Below are 21,212 nucleotides of genomic sequence, written 5' to 3'. Positions count from 1 at the left end.
TCCGCGCGTTTCCGTCGTCATCGTCGCGAGCCCTGCACCTCTTCGATCGTGTCCTGCCATTTCGCGAGAAAGTGGCTGATGTGGAACCGTTCCTGGGCCATCTCCCGCCCGGCACGCCCCAATTTACGACAGAGGGCCGGATCGTCGCACAAGATCCGCAGGCGGTCGCGGAGCGTGGGGGCATCGTCGGCGCAGAACCCGGTCACACCGTCCTCCAGCCACAGGTCCACGTCGTGGTGACGCGTGGTCACGAGGGCCAGCCCGCAGAATAGAGCCTCCAGGCGGCTGCGCGGCATCGGGCTGCGAAGGGTGGGATTCAAATAGATCGAGTATCGTGCGATTAGGCCGCGGTAGGCGCCGAAGTAAGCCCGCGAGTAGCCGTCGGAGATCCATCGCCGCCACCCGCGGGCGCTGCGGGCCTCATCGCTCTTGCCGCCCAGGAAGTCTGCCGCGTTCCAAAGCATTCGCCAGGGGCTCCAGCTTGGCCGCGGGGGCGGCAGCCGTCGAAATTCCCTTCCAGGGTCCTTCCCCAGGTAATCGCACGGCAGAGCGGTCATCGCCTGCCTGTAGAGGTCGTGGCCCTGGTACAGGGGCTTCCGTGCCAGGGAGTTGATGATGGTCAGAACCTTCCGCTCGTAGGTGGTCCGGGGGTATTCGTCCGGATCCAGCCCATGCCAGATGGTGCGTGAGCGGGGAAACCGCCACTCCCGGGCGGCCTGGTGGGAATTCGTGATGACCAGCGCCCTCTCCCCTATGAGCTCGATGACGGCGCGTCGTTTTGACTCGTCGACAGTCACCGCTGCGCCCGCGTCCCCCTCGGCGCCCGGCCTGAAGGGCGCCGGCCCGTGGCAGATGGCGATGATCGGGATTCGGAGGCATTCGAGAAGCGTCCGGAACGGATAAGGCAGGGAGGGCGACGGCTCGAGGATGTCCTCGTCGAAATGCAGGATCGCAAGGTCGAAGCCATGTCCATCTCTCAGCCCTCCGACCGGAACGAACTTGACGTTGGGCCGGAGCGGCCTCGACTTGAAGTTCCATCGGCGGAATCCTTCACCGGTCAGAAGAAAGAAATCATGCGGCAGGCGATGCAGCTCGTACTGATGACCGATGTGCCAGGCGTAATTCAGGATCTTGAGGCGCATCAGGCCAGCGGACTGAGATGTCCTGCCATAGCCGAGCCGCGCTCCTCATGCGACTCGTCCACGAATGCCGTGCAGAAGCGCTCGAAGCAAAACGCCATCCAGACCGGAAAGGCCTCCTTCCGGTCGCCGGCCAGCAGGCGACGGAAACGCTCCCGCACCGCCTCCGGGTCGAAGAGGCCGCGCTCGGCAAAGGCCCCGCTCGCGAAGGTTTCTTCGGCGCGTCCGCGTAGCGGGCCCGCGAGGATTCGGGCAAAGGGGACCGGGAACCCCACCTTCTCGCGCCCCAGGATCCGACGCGGTACGAGGCCCTTCGCGATCGCTCGCAAAAGCGGCTTGGTCAGGAGGCGGGGGCGGTGGAACAGACTGCGCGCGGTTCGGGGCGTCTGCACCCGGTCGGGCAGCGCCAGGGTGAAGCCGACGAGATCGATGTCCAGATAGGGCACCCGCGTCTCGATCGACGCGGCCATGCTCATCGTGTCCGCCTTCACCAGAAGATTGTCCGGCATCCAGGTTTCGAGATCGGCTCGCAGCATCCGTCTCAGGAGTGTCCCTTCCGTGGCGCCCAGGGCGTCGCGAATCCTCCGCAACGGGTCGTGCTTCCGGAGATCCTCTTGCAGGTCGCCTCGTAGCAGCGTCCTGTTGACGGCACCGAAGTATCGGCTGCCTGCAATGAAGGCGTCGATCGCGGCCTCCTGGCCGCGCGATTCCAGGGCCTGGAGCGCCCTGGCGTATTGCGAGTAACCCAGGAAGACCTCGTCCCCGCCTTCGCCCGACAGGACAACGGTCACCGACTCCTTCGCCTTACGCGACAACAGCATGACCGGCAGCGAGGCAGGGTCCGCCATCGGCTGGTCGACGAACCAGATGAAATCGTCCAGGGCCGCGGCGTAATCATCATCCGTCAGCAGCAGCTCGGTGTGCTCCGTGCCGAGCGCCCTGGCAACCTCACGAGAGTACTCGAACTCCTGGAACTTCGGGTCTTCGAAGCCGACGCTGAATGTCCTGACCGGTTCGCCCTGAGGCCGGTACCTCATCATGAGCGCCACCAGCGCGCTCGAGTCGATGCCGCCGCTGAGAAAGGCACCGACCGGGACGTCCGATCGCAGGTGCAGGCGGACCGATTGATCCAGCAACCGGTGCGTCGCCTCCGCCGGGTCGCTGACCTGCACGCCGCCATCGATTTCAAGGCGCCAGTATCTCCGCGTCTCCAGGGATCCGCCGCGGTAGTGGGCCACGTGGCCGGGGGGCAGCTTGTGCACCGTCGAAAAGATTGTGCGTTCTCCGGGGATGTAGCGGTAGCAGAGGAAGAGGTCCAGCGCAAGCGGATCGATCGCGCGATCGATGCCGGCCGCGAGCAGCGCCTTGACCTCCGAGGCGAACAGCAGCCGGTCAGGCTCGACGATGTAATACAGCGGCTTGATGCCGACCTGATCGCGCGCCAGCAGGATGGAACGCGTCTCCCGATCATAGATGGCGAAGGCGAACATGCCCCTGAGGCGCTCGACACAGGCCGCCCCTTCTTCTTCGTAGAGGTGCAAGATCACTTCGGTGTCGGACTCGGTCGTGAACCGATGACCGCGTGCGACGAGCCCTGGCCGCAGCTCCCGGTAGTTGTAGATCTCGCCGTTGAACACGATCGCCCGGGTTCGGTCCTCGTTCCATATCGGCTGGTGCCCGCCCGCTACGTCGATGATCGAAAGACGCTTCACGCCGAGCGCGGCTGGGCCGTGGACCAGAGTCCCGGAATCGTCCGGACCGCGGTGGTGGATCCGGGCGCACATGCGCTCCAGCAAATCGCCGTCCGCGGGGCGATGCGGATCGCTCCAGACCACCCCCGCGATTCCACACATTCAGGCGTCCTCCCGTGGGATCGCTTTCCTCAGGACGAAGCCGAGATCGCCGTCTCTGCCGAACGCGGTCAGGGTCACCTGATGTCCGCACCGGGCGGGCCCCTCGGCCATCTCGACGATGACCCGCACCCCGCCGGTCAGGTGGACGGCCGGGAGGACATCGTTGATGCGCACCCGTCTCCTCCACCCGACGCGGTCGGGCGCGCCCCTCAGCGCAGCGCCTGCCCCACGTAGAAGCCGTCGCGTATCGAGTCGGCGATGCCCTGAAAGATCCAGCGGCCGTTGCGGCCGACCTGGTAGATCTCCTGGTCGGCGAGCGCCTGCAGCGCCTTCGACCGCCAGCGCGACCCCGGCCAGGACCAGGTGCGGGCGACCTCGATCCAGGTCGGGTCGATGACCTCGGCCTCCTTGATGAAGCCCCAGTCGCGGAGCTCCTCCACGGTCGAGCGCGCGTAGGTCTCCACTTCATCCGCCGGCGGCCGGCGACGCGCGTAGGCCCGCTCGATGTAGAGGCTCACGCGGTCCCCGCTCGCCCGCGACGGCTCCGGCAGGAAGGAGCGATCGACGTTGCTGTAGATGCCGACGCGGTGGAAGCCGGAGCGCGAGCGCGGCACGTAGAGCCAGTGATCGTCCGGGCAGCGCGCCCCGCGCGCCGCCCCGAGGTTCAGGGCCAGCACCGAGGTGTACGGGTCGGGCCGCTCGTCCAGGGTCATCCCGCACAGCTCGATCATGACGTTGAGCGGCAGCGTCGAGATCAGGCGCTCGTACCGCGCCTCGCTGCCGTCCTCGCAGGCGACGGCCTTTCGCTTCACGTCGATGCCGGTCACCTTTTTTCCGTAGCGGACCTCGCCGCGCGCCGCCATCCGCTGCGCCAGGCTGTTCAGTCCCTCGATCGGATAGACGTAGGTGATGTTGTAGCCGACGGGCTGCGCCTTCTCGAACGCCCCCTTGATGGCCGCGGCGAAGCCGCTCGGCGACTTGTAGGGATCCTGGGGGGCGATGTCCGTATACAGCCCCGCGGTGTACAGCTCGTGGAACGGGAAGAAGAACCGCTCGCACAGCGATTCCCCGAAACTGTTCACCAGCCACTCTTCCATGGTCCGGCAGGGACGCTGCGGGGCCGCCATCTCGGCCAGCGCCTTCATGGCCAGATTCCGCTCGAGATGCCCGAGGTGGTTCTGCAGCGGGTACGGCACGTACAGCCGGGTGTCCGGAAAGTAGACCGACGACACTCGCTCGTACGTGCGCACCTCGGCCAGCGACCGGATGAACCGCAGGACCGCCGGGTCGCCGCCGAAGATCCAGTGCCCGCCGCCAAGCTCGAAGCGATAGGCGCGGCCGTCGTCCGGGACGCGCGGCAGGCGCTTCGAGGTCTGGGGACGGACGTAGTAGGACGAGCAGATGCCTCCCGGCTCCTCCGTGGCCTCCAGGACCGGGAAGCCGGAGGCGATCCCGGCCGCCAGGCCGGTCATGCCGCCGCCGAGAACGAGCGTGCGTGCCTCAGGCATCGGCCCTCTCCACCGGCTCCATCCTCAGGACGAAGATCACCTCGTTGTCCCTGCGGAACATGAGCTCGATGTCGAACGCCCGGATCGCCCGCAGCGCCGCCAGCATCTCGAGCATCTCCGCCTGGGTCCAGACGTGGAAATGGATCGGCGCCCCCTTGGTCATCAGCTCGTCCGCCTCGCGCGCCGCCTTCGAGGCATCGCTGATCTTGCTCACCAGCCGCGTCCATTCCTCGAAGTGCTGCCGCCGCGACCAGGCCGGGCCCTCCCGATAGTCGCGCAGCAGGTGCTCGATCGGCGTGACCGGGCGGTCCCGGTCGAAGGTGTAGCGCTTGTCCGGTATCGCCACGTACAGGATGCCGCCGGGCCGGAGGACCCGCAGCATGTTGCCCAGGGCGCGGATCGGATCCTCGCAATGCTCGACGAAGTGGTTCGCGATGACGAAATCCTGGGAGCCGTCCTTCAGCGTCCGCAGGGTCTCCCCGTCGTCCTCGATGTCGACGGGGACGAGCCTCTTGCCCGCCAGCTCCGGGTACTCCCGGTGCAGGCCGTCCAGGCCCATCCGGTCGACGTACCGGACGCGCGCCGCCGGCGGCACCTTCAGCGGATTGTGCAGGGCCCCGATTTCGATCCCTTCGCCGCGCAGAAAGACGCGGGCGATTGTCTTGCGGCGCAGGAGCTCCTCGGGCTTCAAAGGCGCGCCCAGCAGCCGGCCGGCACGCTTGCGGATGCTCCGGGCGACCTTGGCGATCATCAGGAACTCTGTAGCACGCGGGCTCCGGACCTGTCAAACCCCGAGCGGCGGCGGTCGCGCGTGTTCGGAGGCGGACGCCGCGCGCGGCATCGGATCGTTCGAACCGCCGGGCCTCTCTTCCGCCCTGACCGCCGAACCATCGTGCCTGGCGCAGTTGCGTGAGACCGCCCGGACGGGGCCGCGCCGCGCGGGCCGATGGCACCCGGATTGCCATTGCTGCCGATCGAACTCGATCGCCATGCGACGGAAAGGACGGAGCGGATGGGCCAGATCCTGAGATGCGTCATCTGGGGGGACGATCCGGAAACGCGGCAGCGCCTGGGGGCGGGCGTTCCGGGAGCTTCGGGTCGTTCCTTCCAGGGGGCGGCGGCTCGCGCCGCCGCCCCGAAATCCTCCTAGAAGCCTGCCGTTCTCGTCATGGCGCCAACCCGAGGCGCCGCGGCCGTCCCGAGGTTCCTCCCGAGGGACGGCCGCCCTCCTCGCCCCGGCCCCGGCCGACGACGTAGTCGCGCGCCGGGGACCAGGTCGCGCTCCGGAGCAGGTCCTTCAGCTTGGCCCGGAAGCCGCGCAGGCCGCCGTAGTGCGCGAGACGGTACAGATACGGCAGGCGGACGCGGGGCGGGTCCGGATCGAGCTCCCAGGTGTGCACGTCGATGACGGCCGGGACCCCCTCCCGATTGCGCGCCTCGATCTCCCGCAGGAGCAGCCGGTTCGGCACGCTCCGGAGCGCCCATCCCCCGGCGAACAGGAGCCGGACGCCGAAGCGCCTCCCGACCAGGGGCGGCAGCTCCACGAGCGACCCGCCGGGTCGATCGATACGGTAGGGGTGGCGTGGCCAGTCCGGGTCGCCGATATGGACGATCGGCGCCAGGCTGGAGTCGTACTGGAATCCCTCGCGGATGAGGGCGTCCACGGCCGGCGCGACCATGCCCGACGCCTTGCCTCTCCGTCCCGCGCCGGGAACGCCCCCGAGGGTCCAGCGTGGCGCGCGGTATCCCACGACCGGCCCCCCGGTGCAGCCTTCGACGGCCGCGCGGGCCGCCTTCAGATCGGCGGCGAATTCCTCCTCCGACATCGCCGCGACCGAAGCGTGCAGGTAGCCGTGCGTCGCGATCTCGTGCCCGCGCTCGTGGATCTCGTGGATGAGACCCTGGTGCCTCGCCGCCGTCCAGCCGACGGTGAAGAAGGTCGCGCGCACCCGGCACTCGTCGAGGAGAGCGAGCAGCGCCCGGGTGTTCTCCTCGACGCGGCTCGGCAGCCGGTCCCAGTCCCCGGCGGGAATCAGCGCCTCGTCAATGTGGAACCACTCCTCCAGGTCGACCGTCAGGACATTCGCGAGGCCCGGCATGGTGCCGCAGAATCGCACGCCCGCAGCCCCTCGGTCAACGCGGCGCGTTACAATGCGCTTCATGCCGGCGGGGCTCGATCTCGGATCGTCGAGCATCAAGGCCATCCTGGTGCGGCGCGACGGACGCGACGGCAGGGCGGCGCGCCGCGGCATCGCGACACGCCGACGGCCGGGCGGACGGGTCGAGCACGATGCCGAGGAGGTCCTGGCCGCGGCCATGGCGTCGCTGCACGCGGTCCTCCCCGGGCGCGGCGGCGAGCCGGAGACCCTCGGGATCGCCACGCAGCGCTCGACCGTTCTTTTCTGGGACCGGGACTCGGGGCGCCCGCTGACTCCCGCCTACTCCTGGCAGGACCTGCGCGGCGCGGCGTTGTGCGACCGGCTGCGGGGAGCCTCCCGCCGCGGCCCGGCCGGTCCGGGCCGCGGCGCTCTCGAGGAGGCCGTCCGCGAGCGCACGGGCCTCCGCCTGAGCCCGCACTACGCGGCCGCGAAGCTGGCGTGGGCGCTCCGGCACGTCCGCGGCCTGGGTCGCAGGGTGGCCGCGGGCAGGGCCCTGTGGGGCACGCTCGGCACCTTCCTGGCCTGGCGGATGAGCGGCGGCGCGGTCTACGCCATCGATCACGCCAACGCGCAGCGCACCCTCCTGTTCGATCTCGCGTCCCAGGCCTGGGAGCCGGGGCTGTTCGAAACGTTCGGCCTGGCTCCGCTCCTGGACGCCCCGGCGCTCCCGGCGCTCGTGCCGACGTCCTTCGCGAATGGCGCGCGCCTCGAGGCGGCCGGTCGTCCCGTCCGCCTCGGGGCGATGACCGGGGACCAGCAGGGGGCGCTCATCGGCCTGGGGTGCCGGGACGACGGATCCATCGCGATCAACTACGGCTCCGGGGCCTTCGTCCTGATCGGCACGGGCGCACGGCTCGCGCGGGTCCCCGGCCTCCTGACGACGATGGTCGCCTCCTGGCGGGGGACGGCGGCGGCGGGATCACGAAGCGAGGCGCGCTACGCGGTCGAGGGGACCGTGAACGCGGCGGGGACTGCGATCGACTGGGCGGCCGCCCGGTTGCGGCTGCGCCTGCGCGCCTCCGACCTGGACCGCCAGCTGGGGAAGGACCCGGGCCGGGAGCGCACGGTCCATTTCCTGCCCGCGGTCTCCGGGCTCGGGGCGCCGCGCTGGGACCCGGCCGCACGGCCGCGCTTCGCCGGAGACGTGAAGCGCGCCTCGACGCGCGACCTGCTGCGCGCGGTGGTCGAATCGATCGCCTGCCGCTGCGCCGAGATCGTCCGGGCCGCGCCGCGGCATCAGGGCAAGGGACCGGTGCTGGCCGCGGGAGGTCTCACCCGCTGCCGCACGCTTCTGCAGGCGCAGGCCGATCTGCTGCAGCGGCCCGTCATCGTCCGCGAGTCTCCGGACGCCGGCTGCCTCGGGGCGGCGCTTCTCACCCGCTCCCCGTCCTCGTGGTGGCCAGGCGCGCGCGGGACCGGCTCCCCGAGGCGACGTCCGGGGGATGTGATCGTCCGGCCGCGCCTCTCGAGGGCCGAGGCGGAGGAGCGCTACGTGGCGTGGGAGAGGGCGGTCTACGGCCGGGCGGCTTCGAGGTAGGGCCCGGAAGCGCTCTCGTAGACGGAGCCGGGGAAGGCGCCCCAGAAGATCTGGGCGATCGTCCCCGCGCGGTCGATGAGGAGCGTCACCGGGGCGATCGGGATCCTGCCGTAGTCGTCGTACATCTGGCGATCGGCGATCAACACCGGGTACGGGATCTGATAGGTCTCGACGAACTTCCGCAGCATGGCGCCCGGATCGCCCGGCATCAGGATGGTGTCGGTGTTGATTCCCAGGATGACGAGCCCGCGGTCCTTCCGGGCGTTGTAGAGGGCGATCAGGTCGGGGGTCTCCTGCCGGCACGGGAAGCACGCGGAGTACCAGAAATTCAGCAGGACGACCTTGCCGCGGTAGCCCGAGAGGCTGGTGGTCCGCCCGGCCATGTCCTTGAGCGAGAACGGCGGCGCGGGCTTGCCGAGGAAGCGTTTGAGGTACGCGTCCTTGAGCGGCGTCGGCGATTCGGCCGCCGCCGGCGCGGCCAGGAGGAGCAGGCCGGCCGCGACCAGGGCAGACGCGCAGGCGAGCGGGACCCCGGGCGTCCGCCGCATCATGCCGCCGCACGCCCCGCCTCGCGCAGGCGGGAGATCACGAACTCCCGATCGAGGAACGCCAGGAACCAGCCGGCCCTCGGCCCTTTCGCCTGGCCGAGAACCGCAAGGTAGATCGCCTCGAAGGCGGCCGTCGCCGGTTCGAGCCCGACCTCCTTCGCCAGGTCGTACACCAGCGCGTGGATCGCCTCGCCGTCCAGACCGGGGCGCAGCCCCGCGGCGAGCCGCGACAGGAAGGCCCGCTGCCGCTCGTCCAGCCGGGCGGCGACGGCCGGCAGGGAGCGCTCGATCGAGAATTTCACCTCGGGCGGCGCGAACTCCTTGAGCCAGCGGATGGCGTAGCCGGCGCGCTCCTTGAGGGCGGCCGGATCGGCGACCGGGTAGTTGTTGCGCTTCAGGATGACGACCGCCTGGTCGAGATCGAAATCGGCCATCTGCACGACGTTCACCAGGTGGCGGAACGGCACGCTGACCGGCGTGAACTGGTCGGCCCCCGCGAGCTGCAGGGCGCGCGGGTCGCGGCCGCGGGACGCGGCGTCGTCGAACTCGTCGATGAGCGACAGGAGCGGCAGCCCGGGATCGAATGCGATCGAGCGCATCGGGCGCGTCTTCACCACGAGGTAGCGCAGCACCTCGGGAGGCAGGACCTCGAGCATCCGGTGCACCGACAGGACGTTCCCCTTGCTCTTCTTGAGCTCCCCCTTCCCCTTGAAGGAGATCCACTCGTAGGTCACGGGAAACGGCGGAGGCGACTTGAAGATCTCCCGGCAGATGAGCGCGCCGGTGTCGTACGAGCCGCCGCGCGTGGCGTGGTCCTTGCCGAACGGCTCGATGGTGACCGGGATGCGGGCCCAGCGGGCCGGCCAGTCGACCCGCCAGGTCAGCTTGCCGCCCCCGCGCATCGACACCGTCCCGCGTCCTCCGCAGGCGCAGGTGTAGTCGACCGTCTCCTCCTTCTCGGAAAAGCCCGTGACCAGGGTGTCGGTCATCCGGAAGCAGGTCCCGCAGATGGGATTGAAGGGGCTCCACTCGGGCTCCATGTTGCGCCCGGTGCACTCGTGCAGGATGCGGGCGATGGCGTCGCGCCCCTTGAGCGCCTGGAGGATCTGCGGCACCAGGAGCCCCGACTTGTACATCTGGTCGGCGTAGATCACCTTGACCCCGATCCTCAGCCGCTCGAGCGAGGCCAGGAACGGCTCGACGAAGTGCGCCGCATACGAGGGATGCCGTCCGCAGGGACAGGGGAACTCCGACAGCGGCTTGCCGATGTGGTTCGAGTAGACGGACGCGTCGAGAAACGGGTAGACCTTGCGCAGCGGATCGAAGTTGTCGGCGACGTAGTCGAGGGTCACCTCGACGCCGCGTTCCTTCAAGACGCGGTAGACGACGTCCGCGGTGATCACCTCGCGCAGGTTGCCGATGTGGATCTCGCCGGACGGCGAGATGCCGGTGGAGATCTCGTGGGGTCCCGGGCCCAGCTTCAGGATCTCGTCGGCGATCTCATCGGCCCAGTGCCGTTCCCGGACGTGCACCATCATCCGCTCCCTCGCGCGGGCGCCCCGCCTTCACCGTGCGGCCGCAGGATCCCGTTATCATACCGGATCGACGCAGGGACCAGGAGACCGGCGCGGGGAGCGTCACGGGAGGAAACGCCTCTTGCCGGCCATGGCGGCCGCATACCCGGGACGCGCCAGGAGCGCCGCCTCCTCGGTGACGAGGCGCACCCTGAGGATGGCGCCGAACAGGACGGCGAAGCCGATCGCCGTCATCCAGGCCCCGCCCGCCAGGGGCAGCGCCAGGTGCTCGCCGATCACCGCGAGGTAGTTGGGATGCCGGATGAAGCGGTACGGCCCGCCGGTCGCCACGCGAAAGGCACGCGGCAGGATGACGCGCATGGTCCACTGATCGCCGAGGGACTTCACGGCCCAGAGCTTCAGACCCTTGGCGGCCGCGAACAGGACGACCATCGACGCCGCGAGCCAGGCGGCGGGCCGCCGGCCGGCCAGGAGGCGCTCGGCGATCGCCGCGGGAAAGACGAGCGCGTAGGCGGGCGCCATGAGCCGGAACAGTCCCGGCGCCAGCTCCTCCGCGCCGTCTCGCAGGAGGCGGATCTCGTTGCGCCGCGCCCACAGGCGCTCGCCGGCGGCCAGAAGCGCGGCGGCCGCCACGAAGGCGATGTAGAGCGCAGAGGCCCGATCCATCCCGGTTTCCACCTGGGAGCCCTCAGGCCAGGAGCAGCCTTGTCACGAAGCCCGGACCGAGCACCGCCCGGGCCTCGACGGTGTCGCCCGCCACGCGCGCCAGGAGATCCGCGAGATCCCGATCCCGATCGAGCCGGCGCGCCGCCCAGTCGGCGAGGCGCGGACGCCTGAGCACGGATTGAAGGACGCGGTCGAGGCGGAGTCGATCCCGGAACGCCGCCCGTCTCGCGGCCGCGTACGGCGCGAGGGTCCGGCGCGTCACGTCCCCCCGCTCGAGGGCCCGGACGAGCACGCCGGCCGCCAGCTCCGCGCCGCGCAGGGCCATGCCGATCCCCTCCCCCGTGAACGGATCGTAGAACCCCGCGGCGTCCCCGACCAGGAGGACCCCGTCGGCGATGCAGGCCGACGCCCTGCACGCCATGGGCCCGGTGGCCCAGAGCCCCGCCGCGAGGGAGGCGCGCGCCATCCGCCTCCGGGTCAGGGGATGCGCGGCGATGCGCCGACTGAAGAACGCCGCCAGCCGCTCGCGGCCCGGGGCGGACGCGCGGAGATCGGCGCGGTCGACCACGATGCAGACGTTCGCCAGCCCTTGCGGCAGCGGGTTGATGCCGCAGTAGCCGTACGGAGTCACGATCATCTCGCCGTGGTCACCCGGAGTCTCGACGTCGCGAAAGTGGCCCATGACCGCCCATTTGCGATGCCGCGGCTCCCGTCGCCGCAGATCCAGCCGGCGCGCCACGACCGAGTTGCGGCCGTCGGCCCCGACGACCGCGCGGGCGCGGAGGGTGCCGCCGGCCTGGAGCCGCACCGCGAGAACACCGTCGGCCTCGCGCGAAAGGTCCGTGACGCGCGTCTCCTCCAGGACGGTGGCGCCGGCGCGGCGCGCGCCGTCCAGGAGGACGCGGTCGAGGTCGTAGCGGCGCAGCGCGAATCCGCGCGACTCTCCGCCATAGCGGCCCAGAACCTTCGTGCCGCCCGGGGAGATGACCGCCATCCCGACGTGCCGGAGCGGGGAGGCGGCCTCCACCTGCGTCAGCACCCCCAGGCGGGCGAACGTCTCGATCGCCGCGGGCGGCACGTACTCGCCGCAGATCTTGTGGCGCGGGAAGCGCGCCGCGTCGCACAGGGCCACGGCGGCGCCGGCGCGGCGCAGGAGCGTGGCCATCGTCGATCCCGCGGGGCCGCCTCCCACCACCACGGCGTCCAGGACCGGGCCGCCGCTCATACCGCCCGCAGGACCAGGGCGGAGTTCTTCGAGCCGAACCCGATGCAGTTGCCCAGCGCGAGGCGGGGAGCCCCGGGCCGCGCCTCGTTCGGCACGTAGTCGAGATCGCACTCCGGGTCCGGGACTTCGTAGTTGATGGTCGGCGGCAGGAAGCCATCGCGCATGCCGAGGAGGGTCGCCAGCACCGCCGCGGCACCGCAGGCTCCCTGGGCGTGGCCGATCATCGATTTGATCGACGACGCCGGCACCGAGTGCGCGCGGCGGCCCAGGAGCGCCCGGACCGCCAGGGACTCGACCCGGTCGTTCTGTTTCGTGGAGGTGCCGTGCAGGCTGATGTAGTCGATCGAGTCCCGGCTCTCACCGGCCGAGGACAGCGCCAGCTCCATGGCCCGGGTCGACTCGGCGCCGTCGTGGCTCATGTGCACGCGGTGATGCGCGTCGCAGGTCGAGGCGTATCCGGCGACCTCGCCGTAGATCCGCGCTCCCCGGCGCCGCGCATGCTCCTCGTCCTCGAGGACCATCAGGAAGGCCCCCTCCCCCAGGACGAAGCCGCTGCGGTTGAGATTGAAGGGTCGTGACGCCTTCTCGGGCCGGTCGTTCCACCCGACGGCCGCGGCCCGCATGCGGCAGAACCCCTCCATCATCCCACGGGTGATGCAGGCCTCCGCGCCGCCGGTCAGGAGCACGGCGTGCTCGCCGCGGCGGATGGCGTGCATGGCGTAGCCGATGGCGTCGGTGGAGCTGGTGCAGCCGTTGCTGAGAACGTGCGACGGACCGGCGAAGCCGAAGCGGATGCTCATCTCGCTGCTGAGCATCCCGACCACCGACGACGAGATGGCGAACGGATTGACGCGGTGGATCCCGGAGCGGTAGTAGGCCTCGTACTGACGCTCCGCGAAATCGATCGCCCCGGCGCCGGTCCCGAGGACGACGCCGATCGCCCGGTACCCGTCCTCGGAGAGGCCGTCGCGCAGGCCCGCGTCCTCGATCGCCTCCCGCGCCGCCGCGAACGCCAGGGGCACGACGCGGCCGACGCGCGTCAGGTCGTCCGGATCGAGGAAGGCCCGCGCGTCGAAGCCGGGGACCTCGGCCGCGACCTGGCACGGCAGGTCGCCGGGATCGAAGAGGCCGATGCGGCGCGTCGCGCTCCGTCCCCGGCGCAGTCCGGCGCGAAACGCCTCCACTCCCACGCCGAAGGGAGACACGACGCCCAGGCCGGTCACCACGGCAGACATCGACAGCGAGTCTATCATCCGGCAGGCGGGCCGGCGACGGGGGCCGGCGTCCCGCCTGCCCGGTCCTCCGCCTCTCTTCCGCGCTCCTGCGCCCCGCCCGCGCGGGGCGCTCTGCGGAGGCGCTCCAGGGCGAGCAGCGCGAAGAACGGAGCGTATTCGACCAGGCGGACCCAGGGATGCGGCTCGAGCTCCCGGCCCGGAGCGCCCAGATTGACGTACGCCAGGGGGACCAGGCCGCTCAGGAGAATCCACGGGGCCGACGGGAACAGGCAGAGCCACGGCAGGATCCAGAGGACGTACCACGGGTGGGCCGTGGGCGACAGAAGCAGGACCGCCCCGGTCATGAGGTAGAGACCGCGCAAGGGCTCGAGGCGGCGGCGCACGAGCCAGGCGGCGAAGCCCAGGGCCGCCAGGGCGCAGGTCCCCTTCGCGAGGTCGATCGGGTAGACCCAGCCGTAAAGGTGATCGAGCGCGCCGGTGTGCGGGACGAGCCGGCGAGCGAAGGCGATGGCGGCCTTCAGGCGCGGGGCCGGGTCGATCCAGACGAGCGCTGCGTGGACGACCGCGAACAACGATTCGTTCCCCAGCCATCGCGCCGCATACTCGCGCAGCCCGGCGACGAGGCCCCGGCCGGCGGCGCGGAACGGCCACCAGGCGAGAAGGAAGGCCAGGAGCGCGAGCCCCGCGAAGCGCGCCCGGATCGATCGGAGGAGGGGCGCCAGGAGGACCAGCGGGAGCACCTTGACGAGCCCCCCCAGCGCCAGGGAGAGCGCGGCCCGCGCCTCCCGCTTTTGTATAATCGCGGCGCCGGCCAGCAGCACGCACAGGACTCCCGCGGGTTCGATGTGGCCGCTCCACGCCGCTTCGGTCACGGCGAGAGGGCTCCAGGCGTAGATCAGCACCCGGGAGTCCGGGATCGCCCGCCGCCGCAGGAGCGCCAGGAGGACGCCGATCAGGAGCAGGTCCGCCAGGACGACCAGGGCCTTGATGCCGTAGATTCCCCGCCCGAAGGCGGCGCCTGCGGCAAACAGCAGCTGCGCGGCCGGCGGGTAGACGGTCGGCACGTCCGCATGGTCCAGGCGCGCGAAGTCGGCGTCCTGCGTCGCGGCGGCGCCCGGGTGCCTGTCCGAGTACTCGGCCGGGGCCTCGGAGTACGGATTCGAGCCGGCCAGGATCGCGCGGCCATCCCAGAGGTAGCGGTACAGGTCGTCGCTCAAGGCCGGACTGGCGAACAGGAAGGTGACGCGGAACAGGATCGCGAAGCCCAGAACGACGCGCAGGACAGGCCGTGAGGCGCCGGGGCGCTCAAGGAGCACGGCGCGTGCCGCCAGCGCATAGCAGGCGAACACCGCGAAGAACAGGACGAGCCAGGCGGAGACCCTCCCCGGTCCGGGAGGATTCAGGAGCATCAGGGCGAAACCGCACTCGATCGCGGCACCCAGGACGGCGAGACGGGACAGGGATTCGAGCGCTGGCGGCCGGTTGAGCTGCACGCTAGGAGCCTAGCATCGGGGGACTGTCGTGGGAATCCTCGGCGCGTCGATCGTCACGGCCTACTACGCCACGCTGGCCCTTCTGGCTGCCTACGGCTGGCACCGCTACCACCTGCTTCGTCTCTATCGCCGCCACCCGCCAGGGAGGCCGCGACCGGCCCTCCCCTGCGGCGCGCTTCCGGTGATCACGGTGCAGCTGCCAATCTACAACGAGCGCCTGGTCGTCGATCGCCTCATCCGCGCGGCCTGCGATCTGGACTACCCGTCCGGACGGCTGGAGATCCAGGTGCTGGACGATTCGACCGACGACACCTCGGCCATCGCCGCCGCCGCCGTGGACGAGATGCGCCGGCAGGGTCGCGACATCAGGCACCTCAGGCGTCCGTTCCGGGACGGATTCAAGGCCGGGGCCCTGGCGGCGGGGCTCGACCAGGCCCGGGGGGAGCTGGTCGCGGTGTTCGACGCCGATTTCCTGCCCGGGCCCTCGTTCCTCCTCGATCTCGCGCCGTTCTTCTCCGATCCGCGCACCGGCATGGTGCAGGCGCGCTGGGGGCACCTCAATCGCGACTACTCGGCCCTGACGCGCAGCCAGGCGATTTTCCTCGACGGCCACTTCGTCATCGAGCACGCCGCCCGCCATCGCGCGGGGCGGTTCTTCAATTTCAACGGCACGGCAGGCCTGTGGCGGCGCGCCTGCATCGAATCGGCCGGTGGGTGGCAGTCCGACACCCTGACCGAGGACCTCGATCTGTCGTATCGGGCCCAGCTCCAGGGCTGGGAGTTCGTCTTCGTGCCGGAGGTCGTCGTTCCGGCCGAGCTTCCGGCGGACATCGATTCGTTCCAGGCGCAGCAGCACCGCTGGACGATGGGATCGATCCAGACCGCGAGGAAGATCCTGCCGCGGCTCCTGCGCGCCCGCCTGCCTGCGCCGGTCAGGATCGAGGCGCTCTTTCACCTGACCGGAAACCTCTCCTATCCGCTGATGGTCCTCCTGGCGCTCCTGATCGTCCCGGCCACCGCGGTCCGCAGTGGAGCCGGTCAGGGCATCATGCTGGCCCTCGACCTGCCGCTTTTTCTCCTGACGACGCTCTCGGTCATGGCCTTCTACGTCGGCGCCCAGCGCCGGGTGCGCGACGACTGGCCGGGCACGCTCCCCGATCTTCCGGTCCTGATGTGCGTCGGCATCGGCCTGAGCCTGACCAATGCCCGGGCGGTCTGCGCCGCGCTCCTCGGTCTCCGCCGGGATTTCGCCCGCACGCCGAAGCGTCGGCTGATCGGACGCTCGGGCGACTGGCAGCCTCCGATCGAGCGATCGGCCGCCGGACGCGCCTGGGCGGCCGTCGAGCTGCTCTTCGGAATCTATTTTGCGGGGGCCGCGACCTGGGCCATCCTCGCAGGTCATTTCGCCTCCCTGCCGTTATTCCTCATGTTCCTGGCGGGCTACCTTGCACGCCCGATACTCGCCCTCGCGCAGGCCGTCCGGCCGCGATCGGGCCCCTCGATCGCCGTGCCTCTCACCCAGGCGGAAAAAACGCCTTGACGAAGAGCGCGCCGTGTCGTAGATGAGTCCACGCGATCAAGCACCGACAGCCTGAGTTGAATGGTTCGGCCGCGCCCCCCATCGCGGAGCCCGTTGTCTTCCGGGGGAGGGTTCCATTCGGTCTTCCTGCGTGGTGGCGTGCGCGCTCGCCGTCGGGGCGGCGCTGGACCTGTCCTCGCCGGGGAGCCGCGCGTCCGATGCGGCGATCCCCTCCGCCATCCCCGGACCCGGCCCGCTGTCGTGCGTCCTCGAGGTCTCCGGACGCGACGCCTCCGGCAACACCGTCCTGCAGACGGTGGGCTACGCGCTCGATCGACCGGGGCTGGTGCTGGCGCCTCTGTCCGCCACGGCGCACGGTGCGGCCCGCTGGCGCACCCTCGTGGTCGCTCCCGATGCGCTGGCGTCCTCGTCCGCCGGCGCGGTCGACGTGACGGAGATCCTGCTCGAGGATCCCGGCCGCGATCTCATGCTCCTGCGCGCGCCGGGATTGGGCGCGTGCGAGGCCGGCGATTCGGCGGCCGTGCCGCCCGCCGCAGCGGGGGACGCGCTGATCGGCATCCGGAACCGCGACGGCTATCGCAGCCGCGTCTACCGCGCCGTGCTGGACCGCTCGCTCCCGGTGCGGGGCGGGCCCGACCTGCTGCGCCTGCGCGTCCCCGACGGCGGCGGAGCGGGGTCGGGCTTTCTTCTGGACGGCCGGCGCCGGCTGATCGGATCGGTGCTCCCCCCTCCGGCCGGGGGCGACCGGCTCTTCGCCTGCGCCGTGCCGATCGATCGCCCTGCTCTCGACGCCGCCGCCACCCGGACCGGACGTCCCCTTCTCGAGGCGCCGCCCGCCCCGCTCGTCCAGGCCCAGCCGGCGCGCACCGCCGCCGGGCTCCTGGCGCAGGCCCTGCTCCTGACCCGCGACGACCAGGCCGATCGGGTGCTGGCCCTTCTCGACGAGGCGGTGAGCCTGTCCGGCGATTCCGACGTCCTGCTGATGGAGCGCGGGGCCTGGCGCTTCCGCATCGGCCGAACCGAAGCCGCCATCCTCGATTTCGCGCGCGCGGCCGTCCTGAACCCGCGCCTTTTCCTGGCCCACCTCAACCTCGGTGTCGCGCTCGGGACGACGGGGCGATACCCGGAGGCGGCCGACGCGTTCAAGCGGGCCCTGTCGATCGACCCCTACAACGCCCCTGCGCGCTACCAGCTCGCGGTGGCCCTTGCCGCCGCAAAGCACCGCGATCAGGCCCGCGGCGAATACGAGCGCCTGAGGCTCCTCGACGCCTCCCTGGCGCGCGATCTGGGCGCCCTCCTGCAGTTCTGAGCCCCCGGACCCCTCCCGCAAGCGGGCCGATTACCGAACCGTAATCCCCCGCCGGCAATTTTCCCGCCTCCCTTGCGTTCGGAAGTGCGGGCCTTATATTGCGATTGCGTGATTTTGGATCCGACCGCGGGCGCCGGAGGGGCGACGCTGATTGACTTCGAGAGGAGTGGAGCGATGAAGATCGGGATGACGTGGGTGGTGCTGCTGCTCGCAGTGCTGATCACGGCAACCCCGGCGTCAGCCCAAGAGCTCACGACCGGGACCCTGGCGGGCAAGGTCATGGACCCGACCGGCCGGGGAATCGCGGGCGCGGTGATCATCGCCACGTCGCAGTTCGGCACGCGCACCGCGGAGACGGACGCAAACGGCAGCTACATCCTGCCGTTCATGCGTCCGGCCGCCTACACGATTCGCGCGGAGGCCCCGGGCGGGTTCACGACGGTCATCCGCAACGACGTGCAGATCGGACTGAACCAGAGATCCTCCCTCGACTTCACCCTGGAGCCCGGCAAGACCGAGACGATCACGGTCACCGGCGACGCGCCGCTCGTCGATGTCCGCTCGACCGCCACCGGCACCAACATCAAGTACGGCGACTTCGCCGACGCCGTGCCAATCGGGCGCTCGTTCACGGATACGTACGCGATCGCGCCCGGAGTCGTGAGCGGGCTGCTCACCGGTCAGGGCAACTATTCGATCGGCGGAGCCTCGGGGCTGGAAAACGTCTACCTGATCGACGGCGTGAACGTCACGAACACCGGCTACGGCGGCATCGGCGCCTACAACATCAACTACGGCTCGCTCGGCACCGGGGTCACCAGCGATTTCCTGGACGAGGTGCAGATCAAGACCGGCGGGTTCGAGGCCGAGTACGGCCAGGCCCTCGGCGGCATCATCAACACCATCGTCCGCTCGGGGACCAACGATTTCAAGGGAAGCGTCAAGTGGTTCGCCACGCCGTCCTCCCTGATGTCCTCCAGGACGCTCGTCGCCCTCGACGCCGGCTTCGCCAACACCATCAACCAGAACGTGAACGATTTCGCCTTCTCGCTGGGCGGCCCGATCGTCAAGGACAAGGTGTTCTTCTTCGTCGCCTACAACCCGGTCATCACCACGACAAGGCTGGAGGCCCAGTCCAAGATCAATCCGGAGTTCGCCGCCGCCAGCACCTGCACGGGCGGCAGCCAGTGCGAAACGGTGTTCGACGAGACGGCTTCGACGAACGCGTTCGCCGCCCCGTCGGCGCTGGCCTTCCCGTCGGCCGGACGGGAGCTGGAGCGCCAGCGCACCGCCAACAACTACGCCCTGAAGTTCAACTGGCAGGTGTCTCCGAAGCACCAGGTGGAGCTGAGCTTCTTCGGCGACCCGGCCGACGGCAAGAACGGGCCGCAGCGGGACAACTCCCCCCGCTTCACCGACTTCAACGTCGGCGGCGGCTACAGCGATATCAAGTTCGGCTCGGACAACCAGGCCCTGAAGTGGAACGCCGTGTTCGGGCCGCGCTTCTTCATGGAAGCCCAGATCGCGCACCATGACGGGACGTTCCGCGAGACCTCCGCGCTGGACCAGTACAACTACAGGGATCTGCGCAACACGCTGGAGTTCTTCCGCGGCGCGACGACCTACGATCCCGGCACCGGCGCGGTCCCCTTCACGCTGTCCCCGGTGAACACGCGCCGCGGAGGCATCGGCTTCATCTCGAACCAGGATGACTCGAACACCCAGTACTCGATGAAGTTCACCAACGTGCTCGGCACGCACGAGATCAAGTACGGGATGCAGTACGACGACATCTCCTACAAGGACACCGCCAACTACACCGGCCCGTCGTTCAACGTCGACATCGGGGGATTTGCGACCCCCACGCGGGGCGGCGCCCTCGTCGACGTCCGAAACACGGCGGGAACCGTGAGCGATGCCTACGACACGAACAACGTGTTCCGCGTGACCCGCGCCCGTCTGTCGCCCGAGGCCCCCGCCACGACCGCGACGGAGAGGAGCTTCTTCGTCCAGGACACCTGGCAGGTCACCCCGCGCTGGACGGTCAAGGGCGGCGTGCGGCTGACCGAGGAGACGGTCAACGGCGCCGGCGAGTTCTCGCTCACGCTGGGCGGCGTCACGACCGACTACAAGCCGAGCGACTACACCTTCGACGGCAACCTGGCCCCCCGCCTGGGCGTGACCTGGGACGTGCTCGGCAACGGCAAGAGCCGCCTGTACGCCAACTGGGGCCGCTACTACGAGAGGGTCCCGAACGATCTGGCGATCCGCGCCTTCAGCAACGAGGTCGGGATCAGCAGGGCGGAGTTCAGCGATCGGGACCTGACGACCCAGTCCGGGCCTACCTTCGTGCAGGGGATCCAGCCGACGACCGTCGTGAAGGGGACCAAGCTCCCCTTCGAGGACGAGCTGTCGGGCGGCTTCGCCTTCGAGGTGTCGCCCAACACCTCGTTCGAGGTGCGCGCCATCTACCGCACGCAGGGGCGCGCCCTGGAGGACGTGCAGGTCAACGCCATCGAGCAGATCCAGAACTACTACTACGGCTACTCGTACGGCTACCCGTACGACCCGTTCGGCGGGAGCACCGGAACGCCGCAGAGCACGACGTTCCCGGCGGCCCTGTTCGGCGCCTACGAGCTGGCCAACCCCGGCACGAAGAACGTGCCGACAGGCGGACTGTTCAGCTTCCCCAGCGCGTCGCGCCGGTACAAGGCGCTGGAAATGGTCTTCACGAAGCGGTTCTCCGACAGCTGGTCGCTCATCGCCAACTATCGCTTCGCGCGCCTGATCGGAAACTACGAGGGGCTGTTCCGCAACGACAACGGCCAGAGCGATCCGAACGTCACGTCGCTCTACGACTTCCCGAACTCGCCGCTGATGTCCGGGCAGTTCGCCCGTGGACCGCTCCCGGCGGACGTCAGCCACGTGCTGCACGTCTTCCCGTCGTACAGCTTCGGCAACAAGCTGCGCGTCGGGGCCAACTTCTCCTGGGCCTCGGGCGTGCCGCGCACCTCCATGCTGGCGCACCCGATCTACCAGAACAGCGGGGAGATTCCCGGAATCAACCCGGTCTACGCGTACTGGAACACGGGGGGGACGCTGACAAAGACGAGCAGCCTCTCCTCCGCCCTGGCCGACCCGAACTCCGCCAGCAACCCGTTCCTGTTCAGCTACACGGCGGTCAAGCGCGGCAATCTCGGCAGGACGCCGGACCTGGTGACCCTGGACCTGCACGGCGACTACCCGATCACCATCGGCAAGACGAAGCTGTCCGTCATGCTGGACGTCTTCAACATCTTCAGGACGCAGGAGCCGACCGCGTTCGACGACAACATCGAGCTGACGGCCGGCGTCACCGACCCGGACTTCCTGAAGCCGATCCAGTACCAGGCCCCCCGGCAATGGCGCCTGGCGGCCCGGTGGGACTTCTAGAGTCGCGCCTCATCTCGCAGCCTCCTGATCCAG

General features: G+C 70.0%; 17 protein-coding genes. 5 read left to right on the top strand and 12 right to left on the bottom strand.

The window, feature by feature from the left end:
• Window positions 1-17: 17 nt before the first annotated feature.
• Genes VGV60_02205 through VGV60_02185 form a run of 5 tightly spaced genes read right to left on the bottom strand, consistent with a single transcriptional unit; the run spans window position 18 to window position 5,251 of the window.
• Entirely contained in the window at window positions 18-1,142 is a 1,125-nt protein-coding gene (locus tag VGV60_02205) for a glycosyltransferase (protein ID HEV8700066.1), read from the bottom strand.
• The gene (gene asnB, locus VGV60_02200) at window positions 1,142-2,992 is read right to left on the bottom strand and encodes an asparagine synthase (glutamine-hydrolyzing) (protein HEV8700065.1); all 1,851 of its coding nucleotides are present in this window, start codon (window positions 2,990-2,992) and stop codon (window positions 1,142-1,144) included. The genes VGV60_02205 and asnB overlap by 1 nt, the downstream gene beginning before the upstream one ends.
• The gene (locus VGV60_02195; protein ID HEV8700064.1) at window positions 2,993-3,166 is read right to left on the bottom strand and encodes a hypothetical protein; all 174 of its coding nucleotides are present in this window, start codon (window positions 3,164-3,166) and stop codon (window positions 2,993-2,995) included. It lies immediately after the preceding gene.
• Between the two features lie 35 nt (window positions 3,167-3,201).
• Complete coding sequence (locus VGV60_02190) at window positions 3,202-4,500, bottom strand: FAD-dependent oxidoreductase (GenBank protein ID HEV8700063.1); 1,299 nt, start codon at window positions 4,498-4,500, stop codon at window positions 3,202-3,204.
• Window positions 4,493-5,251, bottom strand: coding sequence for a methyltransferase domain-containing protein (locus VGV60_02185; GenBank protein HEV8700062.1), 759 nt, complete (start codon window positions 5,249-5,251; stop codon window positions 4,493-4,495). Before VGV60_02185 ends, VGV60_02190 begins: the two co-directional genes overlap by 8 nt.
• Before the next feature lie 261 nt (window positions 5,252-5,512).
• Here VGV60_02185 and VGV60_02180 point away from each other — a divergent pair, with 261 nt between their 5' ends.
• Window positions 5,513-5,650 (top strand): hypothetical protein, encoded by a 138-nt coding sequence (locus VGV60_02180; protein ID HEV8700061.1) that lies wholly within the window; start codon window positions 5,513-5,515, stop codon window positions 5,648-5,650.
• A gap of 16 nt (window positions 5,651-5,666) precedes the next feature.
• On the opposite strand, the gene VGV60_02175 is transcribed toward VGV60_02180, so the two are convergent.
• The gene (locus VGV60_02175) at window positions 5,667-6,617 is read right to left on the bottom strand and encodes a DUF3473 domain-containing protein (GenBank protein ID HEV8700060.1); all 951 of its coding nucleotides are present in this window, start codon (window positions 6,615-6,617) and stop codon (window positions 5,667-5,669) included.
• A gap of 43 nt (window positions 6,618-6,660) precedes the next feature.
• On the opposite strand from VGV60_02175, the gene VGV60_02170 reads away from it, so the two are divergent.
• Complete coding sequence (locus tag VGV60_02170) at window positions 6,661-8,196, top strand: FGGY family carbohydrate kinase (GenBank protein ID HEV8700059.1); 1,536 nt, start codon at window positions 6,661-6,663, stop codon at window positions 8,194-8,196.
• Here VGV60_02170 and VGV60_02165 read toward each other — a convergent pair.
• The 6 genes from VGV60_02165 to VGV60_02140 form a co-directional block, all read right to left on the bottom strand.
• A complete protein-coding gene (locus VGV60_02165) occupies window positions 8,172-8,747 on the bottom strand; it encodes a TlpA disulfide reductase family protein (GenBank protein HEV8700058.1) in 576 nt (191 codons plus the stop codon). The two genes, VGV60_02170 and VGV60_02165, sit on opposite strands and share 25 nt — an antisense overlap.
• Entirely contained in the window at window positions 8,744-10,282 is a 1,539-nt protein-coding gene (gene lysS, locus VGV60_02160; GenBank protein ID HEV8700057.1) for a lysine--tRNA ligase, read from the bottom strand. Before lysS ends, VGV60_02165 begins: the two co-directional genes overlap by 4 nt.
• Window positions 10,283-10,381: 99 nt before the next feature.
• The gene (locus VGV60_02155; protein HEV8700056.1) at window positions 10,382-10,957 is read right to left on the bottom strand and encodes an isoprenylcysteine carboxylmethyltransferase family protein; all 576 of its coding nucleotides are present in this window, start codon (window positions 10,955-10,957) and stop codon (window positions 10,382-10,384) included.
• Between the two features lie 10 nt (window positions 10,958-10,967).
• Window positions 10,968-12,170, bottom strand: coding sequence for a geranylgeranyl reductase family protein (locus VGV60_02150; GenBank protein ID HEV8700055.1), 1,203 nt, complete (start codon window positions 12,168-12,170; stop codon window positions 10,968-10,970).
• Window positions 12,167-13,405 (bottom strand): beta-ketoacyl-[acyl-carrier-protein] synthase family protein, encoded by a 1,239-nt coding sequence (locus VGV60_02145; protein ID HEV8700054.1) that lies wholly within the window; start codon window positions 13,403-13,405, stop codon window positions 12,167-12,169. The genes VGV60_02150 and VGV60_02145 overlap by 4 nt, the downstream gene beginning before the upstream one ends.
• 14 nt (window positions 13,406-13,419) lie before the next feature.
• Window positions 13,420-14,898, bottom strand: a complete 1,479-nt coding sequence (locus tag VGV60_02140) for a hypothetical protein (protein HEV8700053.1) — start codon at window positions 14,896-14,898, stop codon at window positions 13,420-13,422.
• Window positions 14,899-14,926: 28 nt separating this feature from the next.
• Between VGV60_02140 and VGV60_02135 the strand changes: the two genes are divergently transcribed.
• From VGV60_02135 to VGV60_02125, 3 genes are all read left to right on the top strand, one after another.
• Entirely contained in the window at window positions 14,927-16,438 is a 1,512-nt protein-coding gene (locus VGV60_02135) for a glycosyltransferase (protein ID HEV8700052.1), read from the top strand.
• A gap of 130 nt (window positions 16,439-16,568) precedes the next feature.
• Entirely contained in the window at window positions 16,569-17,747 is a 1,179-nt protein-coding gene (locus tag VGV60_02130) for a tetratricopeptide repeat protein (protein HEV8700051.1), read from the top strand.
• Window positions 17,748-17,921: 174 nt separating this feature from the next.
• The gene (locus VGV60_02125) at window positions 17,922-21,179 is read left to right on the top strand and encodes a carboxypeptidase regulatory-like domain-containing protein (GenBank protein ID HEV8700050.1); all 3,258 of its coding nucleotides are present in this window, start codon (window positions 17,922-17,924) and stop codon (window positions 21,177-21,179) included.
• Window positions 21,180-21,212: the final 33 nt, after the last annotated feature.

This window comes from Candidatus Polarisedimenticolia bacterium (genome assembly GCA_036001465.1).
Lineage (GTDB): Bacteria > Acidobacteriota > Polarisedimenticolia > Gp22-AA2 > Gp22-AA2 > Gp22-AA3.
The sequence above is the reverse complement of the archived record's forward strand: the minus strand, read 5'-3'. Positions and strand labels throughout refer to the sequence as shown.

Coding starts and splice junctions, on each gene's coding strand:
- asnB (HEV8700065.1), bottom strand. CDS start 2,992: ATGTGTGGAATCGCGGGGGTGGTCTGGAGCGATCCGCATCGCCCCGCG.
- VGV60_02125 (HEV8700050.1), top strand. CDS start 17,922: ATGAAGATCGGGATGACGTGGGTGGTGCTGCTGCTCGCAGTGCTGATC.
- VGV60_02190 (HEV8700063.1), bottom strand. CDS start 4,500: ATGCCTGAGGCACGCACGCTCGTTCTCGGCGGCGGCATGACCGGCCTG.
- VGV60_02185 (HEV8700062.1), bottom strand. CDS start 5,251: ATGATCGCCAAGGTCGCCCGGAGCATCCGCAAGCGTGCCGGCCGGCTG.
- VGV60_02145 (HEV8700054.1), bottom strand. CDS start 13,405: ATGTCTGCCGTGGTGACCGGCCTGGGCGTCGTGTCTCCCTTCGGCGTG.
- lysS (HEV8700057.1), bottom strand. CDS start 10,282: ATGATGGTGCACGTCCGGGAACGGCACTGGGCCGATGAGATCGCCGAC.
- VGV60_02170 (HEV8700059.1), top strand. CDS start 6,661: ATGCCGGCGGGGCTCGATCTCGGATCGTCGAGCATCAAGGCCATCCTG.
- VGV60_02205 (HEV8700066.1), bottom strand. CDS start 1,142: ATGCGCCTCAAGATCCTGAATTACGCCTGGCACATCGGTCATCAGTAC.
- VGV60_02180 (HEV8700061.1), top strand. CDS start 5,513: ATGGGCCAGATCCTGAGATGCGTCATCTGGGGGGACGATCCGGAAACG.
- VGV60_02165 (HEV8700058.1), bottom strand. CDS start 8,747: ATGATGCGGCGGACGCCCGGGGTCCCGCTCGCCTGCGCGTCTGCCCTG.
- VGV60_02150 (HEV8700055.1), bottom strand. CDS start 12,170: ATGAGCGGCGGCCCGGTCCTGGACGCCGTGGTGGTGGGAGGCGGCCCC.